This is a genomic window from Salmonella sp. SAL00670, assembly GCF_046552235.1.
Classification (GTDB): domain Bacteria; phylum Pseudomonadota; class Gammaproteobacteria; order Enterobacterales; family Enterobacteriaceae; genus Salmonella; species Salmonella enterica.
Genome location: NZ_JBGDUO010000013.1, coordinates 24639 through 44619 on the forward strand (window position 1 = coordinate 24639; position 19981 = coordinate 44619).

A 19981-nucleotide genomic window follows, 5' to 3' on the forward strand; every position below is an offset into this window, starting at 1 on the left:
TATGACAACTCTGTATCTTGCTTCCGGTTCCCCGCGTCGCCAGGAATTATTGACTCAACTTGGATTTTCATTCGAGCAGGTCGTGCCTGGTATTGAAGAGCAACGGCGTGCTCAGGAAAGCGCGCAGCAGTATGTTGTTCGGCTGGCGCGCGAAAAGGCGCAGGCTGGCGTGGCGCTGGTTCCCCGTGATCTGCCGGTGTTGGGCGCGGATACGATAGTCGTGTTAAACGGCGAGGTGCTGGAAAAGCCGCGCGACGCCGCTCATGCCGCAGAAATGCTGCGTTTGCTTTCCGGAAATACGCATCAGGTGATGACTGCTGTTGCGCTTGCGGACTCGCAGCAGACGCTGGATTGTGTGGTGGTAACGGAGGTGACTTTCCGCACGCTTTCTGCGCAGGATATTACTGGCTATGTCGCCAGCGGCGAGCCTTTAGATAAAGCAGGTGCATACGGTATTCAGGGGCAGGGTGGCTGTTTTGTCAGGAAGATAAATGGCAGCTACCACGCCGTGGTCGGCTTACCGCTGGTTGAAACGTATGAGTTGTTGAGTCATTTTAACGCACTGCGTGATAAAAGGGATAAACATGACGGCTGAATTGTTGGTAAACGTAACGCCATCGGAAACGCGCGTGGCGTACATTGATGGCGGTATTCTTCAGGAAATCCATATTGAGCGCGAAGCGCGACGCGGAATCGTAGGCAATATCTACAAAGGTCGTGTAAGTCGTGTACTTCCAGGTATGCAGGCGGCTTTTGTAGATATTGGGCTGGATAAAGCCGCATTTCTTCACGCTTCCGACATTATGCCGCATACCGAATGCGTGGCGGGCGACGAGCAAAAACAGTTTACCGTGCGCGATATCTCCGAACTGGTGCGTCAGGGACAGGATCTGATGGTGCAGGTAGTGAAAGATCCGCTCGGCACGAAAGGCGCGCGTTTGACCACGGACATCACGTTGCCCTCCCGTTACCTTGTTTTTATGCCCGGCGCGTCACACGTTGGCGTTTCCCAGCGCATCGAAAGCGAAAGTGAACGCGAGCGCCTGAAAAAGGTGGTGGCGGAATACTGCGACGAACAGGGCGGGTTTATTATCCGTACCGCGGCGGAAGGCGTGTGTGAAGAGGATCTCGCGTCTGACGCCGCCTATCTCAAGCGCGTCTGGACGAAAGTCATGGAGCGCAAAAAGCGTCCGCAAACGCGCTACCAGATGTATGGCGAACTGGCGCTGGCGCAGCGCGTGCTGCGCGATTTCGCCGATGCGCAGTTGGACCGAATTCGCGTCGACTCACGTCTGACCTATGAGTCGCTGCTGGAGTTTACCGCAGAATACATCCCGGAAATGACCAGTAAGCTGGAGCATTACAGTGGCCATCAGCCGATCTTCGATCTTTATGACGTGGAAAATGAGATCCAGCGCGCGCTGGAGCGTAAGGTTGAACTCAAGTCCGGCGGTTATCTGATTATCGACCAAACCGAAGCGATGACGACGGTAGATATCAATACCGGCGCGTTTGTCGGACACCGTAATCTCGACGACACCATTTTTAATACCAATATTGAAGCGACGCAGGCCATTGCCCGCCAGCTACGCCTGCGTAATCTGGGCGGCATTATCATTATCGATTTTATCGACATGAATAATGAAGATCATCGCCGCCGGGTGCTGCATTCGCTGGAACAGGCGTTAAGTAAGGATCGCGTGAAAACCAGTATTAACGGTTTTTCGCCGCTGGGACTGGTGGAAATGACCCGTAAACGGACCCGTGAAAGCGTGGAACATGTGCTTTGTAACGAATGTCCAACCTGTCATGGCCGCGGGACGGTAAAAACGGTGGAAACCGTCTGCTATGAGATCATGCGTGAAATTGTACGTGTTCATCACGCTTATGACTCCGATCGCTTCCTGGTTTATGCTTCTCCTGCGGTGGCGGAAGCGCTGAAAGGCGAAGAATCACACGCGCTGGCGGAAGTCGAAATCTTTGTCGGCAAACAGGTTAAAGTTCAGGTCGAACCGCTTTATAACCAGGAGCAGTTTGACGTCGTAATGATGTAAAAGACCGCGACCCGTACGAGCATTTGCAGGCCGGATAAGGCGTTCACGCCGCCGTCCGGCAAAGCAAGGTTGTGAGTCGTATTTTTTGGCAGACAAGGAGAGACGCGTGAGGCGATTGCCGGGGATTTTATTGCTCACTGGAGCCGCGCTCATCGTCATTGCAGCGCTGCTGGTTAGCGGGCTGCGCCTGGCGTTGCCTCATCTTGACGCCTGGCGTCCGGCTATCCTGAATAAAATTGAGTCTGTGACCGGCGTGCCGGTGGCCGCCAGCCAACTCTCCGCAAGCTGGCAAAATTTTGGCCCTACGCTGGAAGCGCATAATATTCATGCCGCCCTGAAAGATGGCGGCGAACTGTCGATAAAACGCGTTACGCTGGCGCTGGACGTCTGGCAAAGCCTGTTGCATATGCGCTGGCAGTTTCGCGACCTGACCTTCTGGCAACTCAATTTCCGCACCAACACGCCTCTTCAAAGCAGCGACGGCGAAGGCATCGAAACCAGCCGTTTAAGCGATCTTTTCCTGCGGCAGTTCGATCATTTCGATCTGCGCGATAGCCAAATCAGTTTTCTGACGCTTTCCGGACAACGCGCGGAGCTGGCGATCCCACAGCTTACCTGGCTAAACGGCAAAGAGCGGCACCGCGCCGAAGGCGAAGTCAGCCTCTCCAGCCTGACCGGCCAGCACGGCGTGATGCAGGTGCGGATGGATTTACGCGATGACGACGGTTTGCTAAATAACGGCAGAGTCTGGTTACAGGCCGACGATATTGACGTCAAGCCGTGGCTGGGCAAATGGATGCAGGATAATGTGGCGCTCCAGACGGCGCGTTTCAGTCTGGAAGGCTGGATGACGCTCAGTAAAGGCGAAATCGCCGGAGGGGACGTCTGGCTGAAACAGGGCGGCGCAAGCTGGCTGGGCGATAACACGACGCACACGCTGTCTGTCGATAACCTGACGGCGCAGATTAGCCGCGAGCAGCCGGGCTGGCAGTTTTATATTCCGGACACACGGATTACGCTTGATGGTAAACCCTGGCCGAGCGGAGCCTTAACCGTGGCCTGGCTCCCGCAGCAGGACGTCGGTGGCGAGAATCACACACGTAGCGATGAACTACGCATTCGCGCCAGTAATCTTGAACTGGCGGGGCTGGAAGCATTACGTCCGCTGGCGGCTAAACTGTCGCCTGTGCTGGGCGAAATATGGCAGGCTACGCAGCCGAGCGGAAAGATCGCCACACTGGCGCTGGATATTCCGCTACAGGCGACCGAAAAAACGCGTTTTCAGGCATCGTGGGAAAATCTTGCCTGGAAACAGTGGAAGCTGTTGCCCGGCGCGGAACATTTTTCCGGTACGCTGGCGGGAAGCGTAGAAGACGGGCAGATGAAGGTTGCGATGCAGCAAGCTAAAATGCCCTATGAAACCGTTTTTCGCGCGCCGCTGGAAATTGAAAACGGCGTCGCGACGCTTAGCTGGTTGAAAAATGAGAACGGCTTTCAGCTTGATGGCCGCGACATTGACGTCAAAGCAAAGGCGGTACATGCGCGCGGCGGGTTCCGCTATCTGCAACCGACGGGCGACGAACCGTGGCTGGGCATTCTGGCCGGAATCAGTACCGACGATGGATCTCAGGCGTGGCGCTATTTTCCGGAAAACCTGATGGGCAAAGCGCTGGTCGATTACCTTAGCGGCGCGATTCAGGGCGGCGAGGCGGATAACGCCACGTTGGTTTACGGTGGTAACCCGCACCTCTTTCCCTATAAGCATAACGAAGGTCAGTTTGAAGTGCTGGTGCCGCTACGCAATGCGACGTTTGCTTTTCAACCCGACTGGCCGGCGCTAAAAAATCTCAACATTGAACTGGATTTCCTGAACGACGGCCTGTGGATGCGTTCGGATAGCGTCGATTTGGGCGGGGTGAAGGCCAGCAAACTCGCGGCGGCGATTCCGGATTATTCCAAAGAGAAACTGCTCATTGATGCCGATATTAACGGGCCGGGAAAAGCCGTTGGGCCTTATTTCGACGAGACGCCGCTAAAAGACTCGCTTGGCTCGACGCTGGCGGAGCTCCAATTAGATGGCGATGTGAATGCTCGCTTACATCTTGATATTCCGCTGGATGGCGAACAGGTTACCGCTGAGGGCGATGTCTCGTTGCGTAACAACAGCCTGTTTATTAAGCCGCTAAACAGCACGCTCAAAAATCTGAACGGTAAATTCAGCTTTGTGAATGGCGCGCTAAAAAGCGGGCCGCTGACGGCAAACTGGTTTAATCAGCCGCTGAACCTGGATTTCAGTACGACGGAAGGGGCAAAAGCCTATCAGGTCGCCGTCAACCTGAACGGTAACTGGCAGCCAACGCGTATGGGCGTCTTACCGCCGCAACTGAATGATGCCCTGAGCGGCAGCGTGACGTGGAATGGTAAAGTCGGCATCGATCTTCCGTATCACGCTGACACCACTTATCACATCGAGCTGAACGGCGATCTGAGAAATGTGAGCAGTCACTTACCTTCTCCGCTAAATAAACCCGCAGGCGAAGCCATTCCGGTGAACATTCAGGCTGACGGCAACCTGAAAAGTTTTGCGCTAACGGGGAGCGCAGGGAGTAAAAATCACTTTAACAGCCGCTGGTTATTAAATCAGAAGCTGACGTTGGATCGGGCTATCTGGACGACGGACAGCCGGACGATTCCGCCATTGCCTGCTCAACAAGGCGTTGAGCTCAATCTGCCGGCGCTGGATGGCGCGCAATGGCTGGCGTTATTCCAGAAAGGCGCGGCGGATAACGTGAGCAGTTCGGCCGAGTTTCCTCAACGCGTCACGTTGCGTACTCCCGCGCTATCGCTGGGCGGCCAGCAGTGGAACAATTTGAGCGTCGTTTCAGCCCCCTCGCTGAATGGAACAAAAATTGAAGCGCAGGGCCGTGAGGTGAACGCCACGCTGCTCATGCGCAACCATGCGCCGTGGCTGGCGAACATTAAGTACCTGTATTACAACCCTGGTGTCGCAAAAACGCACGCCTCGTCACCAACGCCGACATCGCCGTTGGCTTCGGCGAACACGATTAGCTTCCGCGGCTGGCCGGACTTACAGCTTCGCTGCGAAGAGTGCTGGCTGTGGGGGCAAAAATATGGGCGTATTGATGGCGATTTCGCCATCAAAGGCAATACGCTGACTCTGGCGAATGGCCTGATCGATACCGGATTCGCCCGTTTGAAAGCGAACGGCGAGTGGGTGAATGCGCCGGGTAATGAACGAACCTCGCTGAAAGGTAGTCTGCATGGTAGTAACCTCGACACGGCTGCCGGGTTCTTCGGTATCTCGACGCCAATCCAGAACGCGTCTTTTAACGTAGATTACGATCTGCACTGGCGAAACCCGCCCTGGCAACCTGATGAAGCCACGCTCAACGGGATTTTACGCACGCGTCTGGGTAAAGGCGAGTTTACTGATCTCAGTAGCGGCCATGCCGGACAGCTACTGCGGCTGCTCAGTTTTGATGCGTTGCTGCGTAAGCTGCGGTTTGACTTCAGAGATACCTTTAGCGAGGGCTTCTATTTCGACTCTATTCATAGTACCGCGTGGATTAAAGATGGCGTCCTGCATACTGACGATACGCTGGTGGATGGGCTGGAAGCGGATATTGCAATGAAAGGTTCTGTTGATCTGGTGCGTCGTCGTCTTGATATGGAGGCCGTTGTCGCGCCGGAAATTTCCGCCACCGTGGGCGTCGCCGCCGCGTTTGCCGTTAACCCGATTGTCGGCGCGGCGGTATTTGCCGCCAGTAAAGTGTTGGGGCCGCTATGGAGCAAGGTCTCCATTTTGCGATATCGCATTACCGGTCCGGTCGATGCGCCGCAGATCAACGAAGTTCTGCGCCAACCGAGAAAAGAAAGCCAGCAATGATTTGACGGGGGCGAGGAATTGCCCCACTCTCAGTAAATAGTCATGCCGGACGGCGCTGCGTTTATCCGGTTTGTACAATCTAACAACGTAGTCCGGATAAGGCGTGAACCGCCATCCGGCAGAAATCAACGAGTAGCAAAAACGATGAGTCTGAACCTGGTAAGTGAACAATTGCTAGCGGCGAATGGCCTGAACCATCAGGATCTGTTCGCTATTTTGGGCCAACTGGCCGAACGCCGTCTTGATTATGGCGACCTCTATTTTCAGTCGAGCTATCACGAATCCTGGGTTTTAGAAGACCGCATCATTAAAGATGGCTCATATAATATCGACCAGGGCGTTGGCGTTCGCGCCATTAGCGGCGAAAAAACCGGTTTTGCTTATGCTGACCAGATAAGCCTCCTCGCGCTGGAGCAGAGTGCGCAGGCAGCGCGAACCATTGTACGCGAGAACGGCGAAGGCAAGGTAAAAACGCTCGCCGCCGTAGCGCATCAGCCGCTCTACACCACCCTTGATCCGCTGCAAAGTATGAGCCGCGAAGAGAAGCTGGATATCCTCAGACGCGTTGATAAAGCGGCGCGAGAAGCCGATAAACGCGTGCAGGAAGTTAACGCCAGCCTGACCGGCGTATATGAATTAATCCTCGTGGCGGCGACCGACGGGACGCTGGCGGCGGATGTCCGTCCACTGGTGCGTTTGTCCGTTAGCGTGCAGGTGGAAGAAGACGGTAAACGCGAGCGCGGCGCCAGCGGCGGCGGCGGTCGCTTTGGTTATGAGTATTTTCTTGCCGATCTCGACGGCGAGGTGCGCGCCGACGCGTGGGCGAAAGAAGCGGTACGCATGGCGCTGGTTAATCTCTCCGCGGTCGCTGCGCCAGCGGGGACGTTACCGGTGGTTCTGGGCGCCGGGTGGCCGGGCGTATTGCTGCACGAAGCGGTCGGGCACGGGCTGGAAGGTGATTTCAACCGTCGTGGGACGTCTGTGTTTAGCGGTCAGATCGGCGAGCAGGTTGCCTCCGCGCTTTGCACCGTAGTGGATGACGGCACAATGATGAACCGTCGTGGCTCCGTTGCTATCGATGATGAAGGTACGCCAGGCCAGTACAACGTATTGATTGAAAATGGCGTGCTGAAAGGATACATGCAGGACAAGCTGAACGCGCGCCTGATGGGCGCTACGCCGACCGGTAACGGGCGTCGCGAATCTTATGCGCATCTGCCGATGCCGCGTATGACGAATACCTATATGTTGGCGGGGCAGTCAACGCCGCAGGAAATTATCGAATCCGTTGAGTACGGCATCTATGCGCCTAACTTTGGCGGCGGTCAGGTGGATATCACCTCCGGCAAGTTTGTGTTTTCTACCTCGGAAGCGTATCTGATTGAAAACGGCAAAGTCACGACGCCGGTGAAGGGCGCGACGTTGATTGGATCAGGCATTGAAACGATGCAACAGATCTCCATGGTCGGCAACGACCTTAAGCTGGATAACGGGGTGGGGGTCTGCGGTAAAGAGGGTCAAAGTCTGCCGGTAGGCGTAGGCCAGCCGACGCTGAAAGTCGATAACCTGACGGTTGGCGGCACCGCATAACTGTCCGCCTTATCAGGCCTGTGGTGTGTGCCGCCCAGGCCTGATAAGCGCAGCGCCATCAGGCAATGTCTGCGTCGGGTGGCATTTGACCTATAATCGTCTTCAGCAATTACCCGGTGTTTTTATTTTTCTTTCCCTCGCCCGTGCATTCCCTGAAACAGGTGTGCGACATCGACAAAATAGTCAGTTAACGCGTTAATCACTACCTGCACTTTAAGCGGCAGCTTATCTTTTTCGGTGTACAGCGCGTACACCGGACGGGGATCGGACTGATAGCGAGGCAGCAGGATCTCCAGATCGCCACGATTGATCTCATCGATCACCCACATCAGCGGCACATAAGCGATTCCGGTTCCGGCGGTCAGCCAGCGTACCAGCGTCATCGGATCGTTAGTGACGAACCGCCCCTGTGGAATCAGTCGGGTAGAAATTCCTTCCGGCGCGATAAGTTCAAACTCATTATCGGGGCGCACGCTATATTCCAGCCAGGAATGGCTACTGAGATCGGCGGGTTTTTCCGGGACGCCGTACTGAGCGAGGTACGGCTTGGCGGCGCACACAACCATCGGCATCGCGCCGAGTCGACGGGAAAACAGGCTGGAGTCTTGCAGCGCGCCCACGCGGATCACCACGTCCAGCCCGTCGGCAATTAAATCCGGGGCCGGAATTCCTGTCACCAGATTGACCGCCAGACCGGGATACTCTTTTAATAATTTTGCGGTAAGCCCGGCCAGCACATTTTGCGCCATGGTTGAAGAACAGCCGATACGCAATGTACCGATAGGCGTGTTATTAAAAGCGTAAAGCTGCTCGTGAACATCCTGCACTTCATGCAGCATACGACGACAGCCCTGATAATAGATTTTTCCAGCCTCGGTGAGCCCAATGCTGCGTGTGCTGCGGTTGAGCAATTTAACCTGAAGCTCATCTTCCAGTTTCGCCACAGTCTGGCTGATGGACGATACGCTCATTTGCAGCTGTCTGGCTGCGGCGGTAAAAGAGCCAAACTCGACAACTTTGGCGAATACCGACATTCGTTTTAATCGTTCCATTATTCACTCTGGCTTAAAAGTGATTTAGATCACATAATATAGATAACAGCATAACAATTACGTTAATATACTATTATTCGAATAAGAGCTATGTCGCTCTCGCCTGGCGTCTCTTGCCCTTCTCTGCGGCGATGTAGCTTAACAATCTATCGCCTGCTCTCTCTCAGAAATCAAGGTCAACATGAGTCTGTTTCCCGTTATCGTGGTGTTTGGTCTTTCCTTCCCACCGATATTTTTCGAATTGCTTTTGTCACTGGCTATTTTTTGGCTGGTGCGTCGGATGCTTGTGCCGACGGGTATCTATGATTTTGTCTGGCATCCGGCTTTGTTCAATACCGCGCTGTATTGTTGTCTGTTTTATTTAATATCGCGCCTGTTCGTTTGAGGTTGAAGTGAAAACACTAACAAGAAAACTCTCCCGTACGGCCATTACCCTCGTACTGGTTATTCTGGCCTTTATCGCCATTTTCCGCGCCTGGGTGTATTACACCGAATCTCCCTGGACGCGCGACGCGCGTTTTAGCGCCGATGTCGTCGCTATTGCCCCGGATGTCGCGGGCCTGATTACCCATGTAAACGTGCATGATAACCAACTGGTGAAAAAGGATCAGGTCCTGTTTACCATCGATCAGCCACGCTATCAAAAAGCGCTGGCGGAAGCGGAAGCTGATGTAGCCTATTATCAGGTACTGGCGCAGGAAAAACGCCAGGAAGCCGGTCGCCGTAATCGCCTCGGCGTACAGGCGATGTCCCGGGAAGAGATCGATCAGGCGAACAACGTCTTGCAGACGGTACTGCATCAACTGGCTAAAGCCCAGGCGACGCGCGATCTGGCTAAACTCGATCTGGAGCGTACCGTCATTCGCGCGCCTGCCGACGGCTGGGTGACTAACCTTAATGTTTATGCCGGTGAATTTATTACCCGCGGTTCCACAGCCGTCGCCCTGGTGAAAAAGAACTCTTTTTATGTGCAGGCCTATATGGAAGAGACCAAGCTGGAAGGCGTGCGTCCGGGATATCGTGCCGAAATCACGCCGCTTGGCAGCAACCGGGTATTAAAAGGTACCGTCGATAGCGTGGCGGCAGGGGTAACGAATGCCAGCAGTACCAGCGATGCGAAAGGGATGGCGACGATAGACTCTAACCTCGAATGGGTGCGTCTGGCCCAGCGTGTCCCGGTGCGTATCCGGCTCGACGAGCAGCAGGGGAATTTGTGGCCTGCCGGTACGACGGCAACCGTCGTGATCACCGGTAAGCAGGATCGTGACGCAAGCCAGGACTCCTTCTTCCGTAAACTGGCGCACCGGCTGCGCGAATTCGGTTAATCGTCATGGGCATTTTCTCCATTGCCAACCAGCACATTCGTTTTGCGGTAAAGCTGGCGTGCGCCATTGTGCTGGCATTATTTATCGGCTTCCATTTTCAACTGGAGACGCCGCGTTGGGCGGTGCTGACCGCCGCGATCGTGGCGGCAGGCCCGGCATTTGCCGCCGGCGGGGAACCCTATTCCGGCGCTATCCGTTATCGCGGAATGTTGCGTATTATCGGGACGTTTATTGGCTGTATCGCCGCGCTTATCATTATTATCTCTATGATCCGCGCGCCGCTATTGATGATTTTGGTGTGCTGTGTCTGGGCCGGTTTTTGTACCTGGATCTCCTCTTTAGTACGGATCGAAAACTCTTATGCGTGGGGACTGTCAGGTTATACTGCGCTGATCATTGTGATTACCATTCAGACGGAGCCGCTACTCACGCCGCAATTTGCGCTTGAACGCTGTAGCGAAATCGTCATCGGCATTGGCTGCGCTATTTTAGCGGATCTGCTTTTCTCGCCGCGATCGATAAAGCAGGAGGTTGATCGCGAACTGGACAGTTTACTGGTAGCGCAATATCAGCTAATGCAACTTTGTATTAAGCATGGCGACAGCGAAGAAGTCGACAACGCCTGGGGCGATCTGGTGCGACGCACGGCGGCGCTGGAGGGGATGCGAAGTAATCTGAATATGGAATCTTCGCGCTGGGTACGCGCTAACCGCCGCCTGAAAGCGTTGAATACGCTTTCGCTCACGCTGATTACGCAATCCTGTGAAACTTATCTTATTCAAAACACGCGGCCGGAACTGATTACCGATACATTCCGGGAACTGTTCGAGACGCCGGTTGAAACGGTACAGGACGTCCACAGACAGTTAAAACGGATGCGGCGTGTCATTGTCTGGACTGGCGAGCGCGAAACGCCCGTCACGCTTTATAGCTGGGTAGGCGCTGCGACGCGCTATCTATTGCTTAAACGCGGCGTGATCAGTAACACCAAAATCAGCGCGACGGAAGAAGAGATCCTGCAAGGCGAGCCCGTAGTTAAAGTGGAATCCGCTGAACGCCACCATGCGATGGTGAACTTCTGGCGCACCACGCTTTCCTGCATTCTGGGGACATTATTCTGGCTATGGACCGGCTGGACATCGGGTAATGGCGCGATGGTGATGATTGCCGTGGTGACCTCGCTGGCGATGCGTTTACCCAATCCGCGCATGGTCTGCATCGATTTTATTTATGGCACTCTGGCGGCGTTGCCGCTGGGATTGCTCTATTTCCTGGTGATTATTCCCAATACGCAGCAAAGTATGCTGTTGTTATGTTTGAGCCTGGCGGTATTGGGGTTCTTTATCGGCATTGAGGTCCAGAAACGGCGTCTGGGGTCGATGGGGGCGCTGGCCAGTACGATTAACATTATTGTGTTGGATAATCCGATGACGTTCCATTTCAGCCAGTTCCTCGACAGCGCGTTGGGGCAAATTGTCGGCTGTATGCTGGCGTTTATCGTCATCCTGCTGGTGCGTGATAAATCCAAAGATCGAACCGGTCGCGTGCTGCTTAATCAGTTTGTTTCCGCTGCGGTCTCGGCAATGACGACTAACGTGGTACGCCGTAAAGAAAACCGTCTGCCTGCGTTATATCAGCAACTCTTTTTGCTGATGAATAAATTTCCTGGCGATTTGCCGAAGTTCCGCCTGGCGCTAACGATGATCATTGCTCATCAACGTCTGCGCGACGCGCCGATACCGGTTAATGAAGATCTGTCAGTGTTCCACCGTCAGCTTCGTCGTACCGCAGACCATGTTATTTCCGCCGGAAGCGATGATAAACGGCGACGCTACTTTGGTCAGTTGCTGGATGAGCTGGATATCTATCAGGAGAAATTACGTATCTGGGAGGCGCCGCCGCAGGTGACGGAACCGGTTAAACGCCTGACGGGTATGTTACATAAATACCAGAACGCGCTTACCGATAGCTAACCCACAAGAACCGATGCCAAAAGCGTCGGTTTTTTTATGACTATACTTATTTGAGATACAAAAACAGCGCAAGAGTGCTCCGGGGCTAAAAGCGTTTCTGGAAGTGAAACCTCTGCATAATGATGCTTAGTAGTAAAACAGACAATTGTCTGTCGGGGATGGTGGCTGGCTATGAATGTCTATACTTTTGATTTTAATGATATTAAAAACCAAAGCGATTTTTATCGCGAGTTTACGCAGACGTTTGGTCTTGCCAGTGAGAAAGTAAGCGATCTTGATACATTATGGGATGCGGTAATGAGCGATATCTTACCTCTACCGCTAGAGATTGAGTTCGTTCACCTGCCTGATAAACTGCGCAGGCGCTACGGGGCGCTGATTTTACTCTTTGATGAAGCGGAAGAAGAGCTGGAGGGGCGGCTACGGTTTAATGTCCGGCATTGAAAAAGCATAAAAAAGCCCCCGACAGGCGGGGGCAAGTCGTCGGGTTAGACGACGAGGGTTTACTTATACAACTCGGCGGTGGCGTGCCAGTTATCACCTTCTTTTAATTCGATGATGCGATAGCTATTAGCGCCTGCTTTTTCGGCTTTAGCGACAATCTCCTGGCGCATATCCATTGGCGTACTGCCAATCTGCGAGACGGAAATGGTGCCCATCGGTTGCAGATTCTGCGCCTGTTCCGCGTTAACCTGATGTACTGCGGCATTTGCGCCGAAAGAGAGCAGAGTGGCCAGGCCGAGTGATGCGATAATGTATTTCGTTTTCATGGTCTTTTATTCCTTTATAGGGTCAACCTCGCGGATTAATGGGCTTTTCTTATGCGATATCTCCGCGAAGCAATGACACGTTATATGCGATGGCAGGTGAATTTTATTTGTACAGTTCGGCAGTGGCGTGCCAGTTGCTACCGCTACGCGCTTCGGTAATGTGGTAGGCCGTAGCGCCTTGTTCATCCGCTTTTTTGCTCAGCATGGCGTTCATATCCATAGGCGATGAGCCGATAGCGCTGACTGAAACCGATCCGATTGCTTCACGATTTTGCGCTTGCTCTGCGCTGATAGGTTCTGCGGCGAAAGCGCCAAAAGAGAGAACGGACAGAACACTTAATGTTGCAACAGTGGTTTTGATTTTCATGATTTTTACCTCGTCGAATTCCTTTACTGGGGTCTTTGTTTCGTGACCCTCATCACAAAATTAAGTATACACTAATCACGCGATTAATTAATACCACGCTAATTGTTTCTGCTTTTTAAAGACATTAAAAATTTTATTTTTTATAACGTTATGGAATTAAAATTGCTGTTTTTCGCCGCTACTGTTTAAAAAATAAAAGAAAATCAATCGGTTAAAAAATTTGACATTTTGTGCGTTTTTTTGATTTGTCATTCATGTGGTGAATGTTTAAGGGCATGATTTGCCAAATGATAGCCGTACAGGAAAGCGGCGAGGGGAGAGGACAAAAAGGTGCCTCCGCCGTACGACGACGGAGGAAGTGGGACTAAAGCTCTTGTTCAAAAAGTTCCAGAATGGCTTCGTACAGATCTCTTACGGAAAAGCCGCTGGCAGGCGTAGTGAAGATAGTATCGTCGCCGGCAATCGTGCCGAGAATACCTTCTGCTTTCCCCAGTGAATCCAGCAGGCGCGCGATGAGTTGTGCCGCGCCGGGGCTGGTATGAATCACCACGACAGCGTCGTTATAGTCGATATCCAGCACCAGATTTTTCAACGGACTGGATGTTGTTGGGACGCCCAGTTCAGCCGGAAGACAGTACACCATTTCCATTTTTGCGTTACGTGTACGCACTGCGCCGAACTTAGTCAACATGCGCGAGACCTTGGACTGATTGATATTTTCAAAGCCCTGATCCTGCAACGCGAGGACGATTTCGCCCTGTGAGCTGAATTTTTCTTCTTTGAGGAGCGCTTTAAACGCTCTTACTAGTTCTTCTTGTTTAGCCGAGCTTCGCATAAGTCACCCGTAATATGGCAGTAGAAACAACATTATTGTGCATACAGATGAATTTTTATGCAAACAGTCTGCCTTGTTTAAGGCTGAAATAATGTTATGAAAGAGCGGAATTTTATCAAATTTCGTTATCAAGAAACATGCCTGTGTCACGCCTCGCAAATAAGATTAAAAGTAAATTAATTGTTATCAAAATGATGTTGTTTTGAGAGGATAGTAGGGTATATTGTCACCACCTGTAGGAACGTTGCTCTCTGGTTGCAGTCGATCCGGATTACGCAAATTAAATGCATAAAAGCCAAAATTGCGCGACTCCGCATTCTTGATGAGTGAGGATTGTAATCATTGAATTTGTGAATTAAGGTCGCCGCCGCGGAGCAATAGACACTTAGCTAATCATATAATAAGGAGTTTAGGATGAAAGTCGCAGTCCTCGGCGCTGCTGGTGGTATCGGTCAGGCGCTGGCATTACTTTTAAAAAACCAACTGCCTTCAGGTTCAGAACTCTCCCTGTACGACATCGCTCCAGTGACTCCCGGTGTGGCCGTTGATTTGAGCCACATCCCCACCGCTGTAAAAATCAAAGGTTTCTCCGGTGAAGACGCAACCCCGGCGCTTGAAGGCGCTGACGTAGTACTGATTTCTGCGGGTGTGGCGCGTAAGCCGGGTATGGACCGTTCCGACCTGTTTAACGTTAACGCTGGCATCGTGAAAAACCTGGTGCAGCAGATCGCTAAAACCTGCCCGAAAGCGTGCGTGGGCATTATCACCAACCCGGTGAACACCACCGTTGCGATTGCGGCGGAAGTGCTGAAAAAAGCAGGCGTATACGACAAAAACAAACTGTTTGGCGTTACCACGCTGGATATCATCCGCTCTAATACCTTTGTCGCAGAGCTGAAAGGTAAGCGGCCAACGGAAGTTGAAGTTCCGGTGATTGGCGGACACTCCGGCGTGACGATTCTGCCGCTGCTGTCGCAGATTCCAGGCGTAAGTTTTACCGAACAAGAAGCGGCCGAGCTGACTAAACGTATTCAGAACGCCGGTACTGAAGTCGTCGAGGCGAAAGCCGGCGGCGGATCGGCAACCCTCTCTATGGGCCAGGCTGCCGCGCGTTTCGGTCTTTCTCTGGTTCGCGCTCTGCAGGGCGAAAAAGGCGTGGTGGAATGCGCCTATGTGGAAGGCGACGGTCAGTATGCCCGTTTCTTCTCTCAGCCGCTGCTGCTGGGTAAAAACGGTGTAGAAGAGCGTAAATCCATCGGCACACTGAGCGCTTTCGAGCAACATTCGCTGGACGCTATGCTGGATACGCTGAAAAAAGATATTCAGTTGGGTGAAGATTTTATTAATAAATAAGCTGTTCCTGCCCGATGCCGGGGCTTTTGCTCCGGCTTCTTTGACTGTAAACAAGCCACGAAATCAAGCACTAAATCTGCTAAACTCCTCACGTCTTATCGGTTATTAACGAGAACGTCGTGAAAAAGATCCAAAGAACGCAAACCCGCGATCACATTACGCAAATGCTTCGCTATGAAATTCTTTCCGGCAATATAAAAGCGGGAGAAGAACTCGCGCAGGAAAGTATTGCGGAGCAGCTCGGTCTTTCACGAATGCCGGTTCGAGAAGCGCTACAGTCACTCGAACAGGAAGGTTTTTTAATCCGACTGCCCAACAGGCACATGCAGGTCGCGCATCTTGAGGCCGATCGCGTGAGTCATATTTTTCGCGTGATTGCCGCGATGGCCGCCGAAATGTTTTCGCTGATACCCAGCGAAGTAGGCGATGCCCTCCTGATACGTGCGCAAGCGCTGGCTGTCGCAGAAGACAAATCCTGCGAGCTGGAGTGTCATGCGATGCTGATTTCTTATGTGAATAACCGCTATCTGGAAAAGGTGTATCAGCAGTTCCTGGACGGTTATGTCTCTTATGTTATTTTGCATCTGAAAAAAGATAATCAGGAGTCGGCGCAGCTTTTCGCTGAACTGGCTGACGTCATACGCCAGGGGCGGCGTGATGAGATTGGGCAAGTTATGCAGCGTTATTTCCTCTCTTTAGCAGAAATAATGCGTCAACATATGAAGGATTGGGAAAGTGCAGAAGCCTAAGTTAGGGAAGATTAAGCTTCTTTCAGCGAAAGAACAGGTCGCGGCAGTGCTGCGTAAAGCGATTCTTTCGAGGGAGTTAGTGGAAGGGCAGGAGATTACGTTAGAAGGCATTGCCGGAATGGTCGGCGTGTCGAGTATGCCAGTGCGCGAGGCGTTTCAGATTCTGGCGGCGGATGGGCTGATAAAAGTGCGCCCTAATAAAGGGGCGGTGGTGTTGGGCATCAATGAACAAACGATCCGTGAACACTATGAAATTCGCGCGCTGTTAGAAAGTGAGGCGGTGGCTAAAGCTTCTCGTCCTGGCACCGATATCTCGCGGATAGCCCAGGTGCATTATGCCGCTGAAAAGGCTCTCGCGGAAAATAACTCGGCGGAATACTCCGACCTGAATCAGGCATTTCATATGGAAATATGGAATGTTGCTGGCAACGAAAAAATGAAAATGTTGCTCTGTAATATGTGGAACGGCCTGTCGATGGGCCATAAGGTCACCGAAGAAGAGTATGCCGTGATTTCCATTCAGGAACATAAAAGTATTCTGCAAGCTCTTGAACTTCATGATGAAACATTGGCACGCCAGCGCATGCGCGAACACATTATTCGCTCAATGGAGAATATGCTGACCCGCTATGTTGGTGACCCTTCTGCCTGATCTTTTCGCCTGCGTGAGCATCGCAGGCGCTTCAACCAATTCTTCAATTCTATTAATCACGTCCAGTAACGATCTAACCACGATCTTGATGTAGATCCCACTCCTGCATCTTTCCTGAGAAACGATTTGACTTAGTTTTTGTATGGGAATAATTTCTCCCTGTCAACATTGGATACAATATCATATATCATTGATTGGATAATTATAAATATGGAACCCATTACCCTTACCTTATGTTTATTGGTGTTCGCTATCGTCATGTTTGTATGGGAAAAAGTGCCACTTGCCGTCACTTCCATGATTGTCTGCGTGGCCTTAGTGATCACCGGCGTTCTGAATATCAAACAGGCCTTTGCTGGCTTTATCGACACTAACGTCATCCTCTTTGTCGCGATGTTCATCGTGGGCGGCGCGTTGTTCGAGACCGGTATGGCAAACAAAGTGGGCGGCGTCATCACGCGCTTCGCGAAAACAGAAAAACAGCTGATCTTCACCATTATGGTGGTGGTGGGCTTGATGTCTGGCGTCCTTTCTAACACCGGTACCGCTGCGGTTTTGATTCCGGTGGTGATCGGCGTGGCGGCAAAATCGGGCTTCTCGCGTTCTCGTCTACTGATGCCGCTGGTTTTTGCCGCTGCGTTGGGCGGTAACCTGTCGTTAATTGGCGCGCCGGGAAATCTTATCGCGCAGTCTGCGCTACAGAATATTGGCGGCGGCTTTGGCTTTTTTGAATACGCAAAAATCGGTCTCCCGATGCTCATCTGCGGCATTCTCTACTTCCTGACTATTGGCTATCGCTTTCTGCCGAATAATGCGACCGGCGGTGAGGTGGGGAGCGTCGGGGTGCAACGTGACTACAGCCATGTTCCACAGTGGAAACAACGGCTCTCACTAGTGGTGTTGATCGCAACGATCCTCGGCATGATCTTTGAGAAGAAGATCGGTGTCAGCCTGGCCGTGACCGGTTGTATTGGCGCTCTTGTGCTGGTAGTTACCGGCGTACTCACGGAAAAACAGGCCTATAAAGCCATTGATTCACAGACTATTTTTATCTTTGGCGGCACCCTGGCGCTGGCAAAAGCGCTGGAAATGACCGGGGCAGGCAAGCTGGTTGCGGACTATGTAATCGGCATGCTGGGGCAAAACTCCTCACCGTTCATGTTGCTGATCGCCGTTTTCGCCTTATCCGTTGTGATGACCAACTTTATGTCCAATACCGCAACGACAGCGCTATTGGTGCCGGTGAGTTTGTCCATTGCCGCAGGCATGGGGGCCGACCCGCGTGCGGTTCTGATGGCGACGGTCATTGGCGGTTCCTGCGCCTACGCAACCCCTATCGGTATGCCTGCCAACATGATGGTGCTCTCCGCGGGTGGCTATAAATTTGTCGACTACGCTAAGGCCGGTATCCCCCTGATTATCGTTTCAACCATTGTCAGCTTGATCCTGCTGCCAATCCTTTTCCCTTTTCATCCGTAATTAACGGAAGCTGTTCTGACTAAGGAGCATTTATGAGTAAAAGTGAACAGATATCCCATATGACCGACGTTATGGCCAAGTTTGTGGGATATACCGGCAAAGTTTTGCCTGATGATGTCACTGCAAAACTGGAAGATTTGCATAAGAAAGAGACCAGTAAACTGGCCGACGTCATCTTTACTACCATGATTGAGAACCAGCGTCTGGCGAAAGAGCTGGATCGACCTTCCTGCCAGGACACCGGTGTCATTCAGTTTCTGGTGGAGTGCGGGACGAACTTTCCGCTGATTGGCGAGCTGGAAGCGTTGTTGCGTGAGGCGGTGATCAAAGCAACTGTAGATTCTCCGCTGCGCCACAACAGCGTAGAAACTTTTGATGAATACAACACCGGTAAAAACGTGGGTAAAGGCACGCCGACGGTCTTCTGGGAGATCGTTCCCAATTCCGATCAGTGCAGCATTTATACCTATATGGCAGGCGGTGGTTGTTCTCTGCCGGGGAAAGCGATGGTGCTGATGCCGGGTGCAGGCTATGAAGGTGTGACCCGCTTTGTACTGGATGTGATGACCAGCTACGGCCTCAACGCGTGTCCGCCGCTGCTGGTTGGCGTGGGCGTAGCGACCTCTGTTGAAACGGCGGCACTGCTATCGAAAAAAGCGCTGATGCGTCCGATCGGTTCGCATAACGAGAATGAGCGAGCAGCCTCGCTGGAAAAAATGCTGGAAGACGGCATTAACAAAATTGGCCTGGGGCCGCAGGGGATGTCCGGTAATACCTCCGTTATGGGCGTGAACATTGAAAACACCGCGCGTCATCCTTCTACCATCGGCGTGGCGGTAAACGTCGGCTGCTGGTCGCACCGTAAAGGGCATATCGTTTTCGATAAAGATTTGAATTACACCATTACGTCTCACAGCGGAGTGAATTTCTGATGACTAAAAAAATCCTGACTACGCCAATTAAAGATGAAGATTTAGCGGATATTAAGGCTGGCGATATTATTTATCTCAATGGTCATATTGTTACCTGCCGTGACGTAGCCCATCGCCGTTTAATTGAAGGTGGTCGCGAGCTTCCGGTAGATGTTCGCGGCGGCGCTATTTTACACGCTGGCCCCATTGTCCGCCCAATTAAAGGCGAAGACGATAAGTTTGAAATGGTCTCCGTGGGACCAACCACCAGCATGCGTATGGAGAAATTCGAAAAAGAATTTATTGCGCAAACCGGTGTGAAATTAATTGTGGGTAAAGGCGGTATGGGTAAAGGTACCGAAGAGGGCTGTGCTGAACACAAAGCGCTGCACTGCGTATTCCCTGCCGGTTGTGCGGTTGTAGCCGCCGTGTGCGTGGAAGAAATTGAAGATGCTCAATGGCGCGATCTGGGGATGCCGGAAACGCTGTGGGTCTGTCGGGTTAAAGAGTTTGGCCCGCTGATTGTTTCTATTGATACCCATGGGAATAATCTGTTTGAACAGAACAAAATTATTTTTAATCAGCGTAAAGAGATCGTCGCTGATGAAATATGCCAGAACGTAAGTTTCATCAAATAAACCTGATTACGTAAATTGCACGATAATGGTGGTAATACGTTATGACGATAATAATAACCAAGGGCTCTGGCCGGGGGCGGCTCAGGGAAATCCACCCTTATTATTTCATCGTCATAAATAGCCCCATTATCGTGCCTCCTGCCTGAAGGCTATTTTATGACTAATGCAGCTCTGCTATTAGGTGAAGGCTTCACCCTGATGTTCCTCGGCATGGGGTTTGTGCTGGCGTTTCTGTTCCTGCTGATTTTCGCCATTCGCGGCATGTCTGCCGTGATTACTCGCTTCTTCCCGGAACCCGTCGCCGCGCCCGCACCGCGCGCCGTTCC

Annotated in this window: 19 protein-coding genes; 15 read left to right on the forward strand and 4 right to left on the reverse strand. The window is 52.3% G+C overall.

Features of this window, described 5'->3' with window-relative positions; all coding sequences use genetic code 11:
- Nucleotide 1: 1 nt before the first annotated feature.
- From ACLJRS_RS22915 to tldD, 4 genes are all read left to right on the forward strand, one after another.
- A complete protein-coding gene (locus ACLJRS_RS22915) occupies nucleotides 2-595 on the forward strand; it encodes a Maf family protein (protein WP_000210307.1) in 594 nt (197 codons plus the stop codon).
- Nucleotides 585-2054, forward strand: coding sequence for a ribonuclease G (gene rng, locus ACLJRS_RS22920; RefSeq protein ID WP_000123188.1), 1470 nt, complete (start codon nucleotides 585-587; stop codon nucleotides 2052-2054). Before ACLJRS_RS22915 ends, rng begins: the two co-directional genes overlap by 11 nt.
- A gap of 106 nt (nucleotides 2055-2160) precedes the next feature.
- Nucleotides 2161-5961, forward strand: coding sequence for an AsmA2 domain-containing protein YhdP (yhdP, locus tag ACLJRS_RS22925; protein WP_001253500.1), 3801 nt, complete (start codon nucleotides 2161-2163; stop codon nucleotides 5959-5961).
- 144 nt (nucleotides 5962-6105) lie between these two features.
- A complete protein-coding gene (gene tldD, locus ACLJRS_RS22930) occupies nucleotides 6106-7551 on the forward strand; it encodes a metalloprotease TldD (RefSeq protein ID WP_000055937.1) in 1446 nt (481 codons plus the stop codon).
- Nucleotides 7552-7673: 122 nt separating this feature from the next.
- On the opposite strand, the gene aaeR is transcribed toward tldD, so the two are convergent.
- Entirely contained in the window at nucleotides 7674-8603 is a 930-nt protein-coding gene (gene aaeR / locus ACLJRS_RS22935; protein WP_000440300.1) for an HTH-type transcriptional activator AaeR, read from the reverse strand.
- A 181-nt stretch (nucleotides 8604-8784) separates the two neighbouring features.
- Between aaeR and aaeX the strand changes: the two genes are divergently transcribed.
- From aaeX to ACLJRS_RS22955, 4 genes are all read left to right on the forward strand, one after another.
- On the forward strand, nucleotides 8785-8988 hold the full coding sequence (gene aaeX / locus ACLJRS_RS22940) for a p-hydroxybenzoic acid efflux pump operon protein AaeX (protein WP_000051840.1): 204 nt from the start codon (nucleotides 8785-8787) through the stop codon (nucleotides 8986-8988).
- A 7-nt stretch (nucleotides 8989-8995) separates the two neighbouring features.
- Nucleotides 8996-9928, forward strand: coding sequence for a p-hydroxybenzoic acid efflux pump subunit AaeA (gene aaeA, locus ACLJRS_RS22945; RefSeq protein WP_000855134.1), 933 nt, complete (start codon nucleotides 8996-8998; stop codon nucleotides 9926-9928).
- Between the two features lie 5 nt (nucleotides 9929-9933).
- Entirely contained in the window at nucleotides 9934-11901 is a 1968-nt protein-coding gene (gene aaeB / locus ACLJRS_RS22950) for a p-hydroxybenzoic acid efflux pump subunit AaeB (protein ID WP_000510913.1), read from the forward strand.
- A gap of 171 nt (nucleotides 11902-12072) precedes the next feature.
- Nucleotides 12073-12345: a hypothetical protein gene (locus ACLJRS_RS22955; protein ID WP_001103887.1), complete on the forward strand. Its 273-nt coding sequence runs from the start codon at nucleotides 12073-12075 to the stop codon at nucleotides 12343-12345.
- Between the two features lie 59 nt (nucleotides 12346-12404).
- Here ACLJRS_RS22955 and yhcN-B read toward each other — a convergent pair whose 3' ends face one another.
- From yhcN-B to argR, 3 genes are all read right to left on the reverse strand, one after another.
- Nucleotides 12405-12671 (reverse strand): DUF1471 family stress response protein YhcN-B, encoded by a 267-nt coding sequence (yhcN-B, locus tag ACLJRS_RS22960; protein ID WP_000853277.1) that lies wholly within the window; start codon nucleotides 12669-12671, stop codon nucleotides 12405-12407.
- 103 nt (nucleotides 12672-12774) lie between these two features.
- Nucleotides 12775-13038 carry a peroxide/acid stress response protein YhcN gene (gene yhcN, locus ACLJRS_RS22965; RefSeq protein WP_000695695.1) on the reverse strand — a complete coding sequence of 88 codons (264 nt, stop codon included), beginning with the start codon at nucleotides 13036-13038 and terminating at the stop codon, nucleotides 12775-12777.
- 364 nt (nucleotides 13039-13402) lie between these two features.
- Nucleotides 13403-13873, reverse strand: coding sequence for a transcriptional regulator ArgR (gene argR / locus ACLJRS_RS22970; protein ID WP_001257852.1), 471 nt, complete (start codon nucleotides 13871-13873; stop codon nucleotides 13403-13405).
- Between the two features lie 414 nt (nucleotides 13874-14287).
- Between argR and mdh the strand changes: the two genes are divergently transcribed.
- The 7 genes from mdh to ACLJRS_RS23005 all read left to right on the forward strand — a co-directional run.
- Nucleotides 14288-15226: a malate dehydrogenase gene (gene mdh, locus ACLJRS_RS22975; protein WP_000861590.1), complete on the forward strand. Its 939-nt coding sequence runs from the start codon at nucleotides 14288-14290 to the stop codon at nucleotides 15224-15226.
- 119 nt (nucleotides 15227-15345) lie between these two features.
- On the forward strand, nucleotides 15346-15975 hold the full coding sequence (locus ACLJRS_RS22980; protein WP_000723776.1) for a GntR family transcriptional regulator: 630 nt from the start codon (nucleotides 15346-15348) through the stop codon (nucleotides 15973-15975).
- Complete coding sequence (locus ACLJRS_RS22985; protein ID WP_001171581.1) at nucleotides 15962-16627, forward strand: GntR family transcriptional regulator; 666 nt, start codon at nucleotides 15962-15964, stop codon at nucleotides 16625-16627. The genes ACLJRS_RS22980 and ACLJRS_RS22985 overlap by 14 nt, the downstream gene beginning before the upstream one ends.
- Before the next feature lie 210 nt (nucleotides 16628-16837).
- On the forward strand, nucleotides 16838-18106 hold the full coding sequence (locus ACLJRS_RS22990; protein WP_000433395.1) for an SLC13 family permease: 1269 nt from the start codon (nucleotides 16838-16840) through the stop codon (nucleotides 18104-18106).
- A 32-nt stretch (nucleotides 18107-18138) separates the two neighbouring features.
- Complete coding sequence (gene ttdA, locus ACLJRS_RS22995) at nucleotides 18139-19038, forward strand: L(+)-tartrate dehydratase subunit alpha (RefSeq protein WP_000045349.1); 900 nt, start codon at nucleotides 18139-18141, stop codon at nucleotides 19036-19038.
- Nucleotides 19038-19655, forward strand: a complete 618-nt coding sequence (gene ttdB / locus ACLJRS_RS23000) for a L(+)-tartrate dehydratase subunit beta (RefSeq protein ID WP_000162405.1) — start codon at nucleotides 19038-19040, stop codon at nucleotides 19653-19655. Before ttdA ends, ttdB begins: the two co-directional genes overlap by 1 nt.
- 156 nt (nucleotides 19656-19811) lie before the next feature.
- A partial coding sequence (locus ACLJRS_RS23005; protein WP_079838579.1) for an oxaloacetate decarboxylase subunit gamma occupies nucleotides 19812-19981 on the forward strand: 170 nt, incomplete at its 3' end.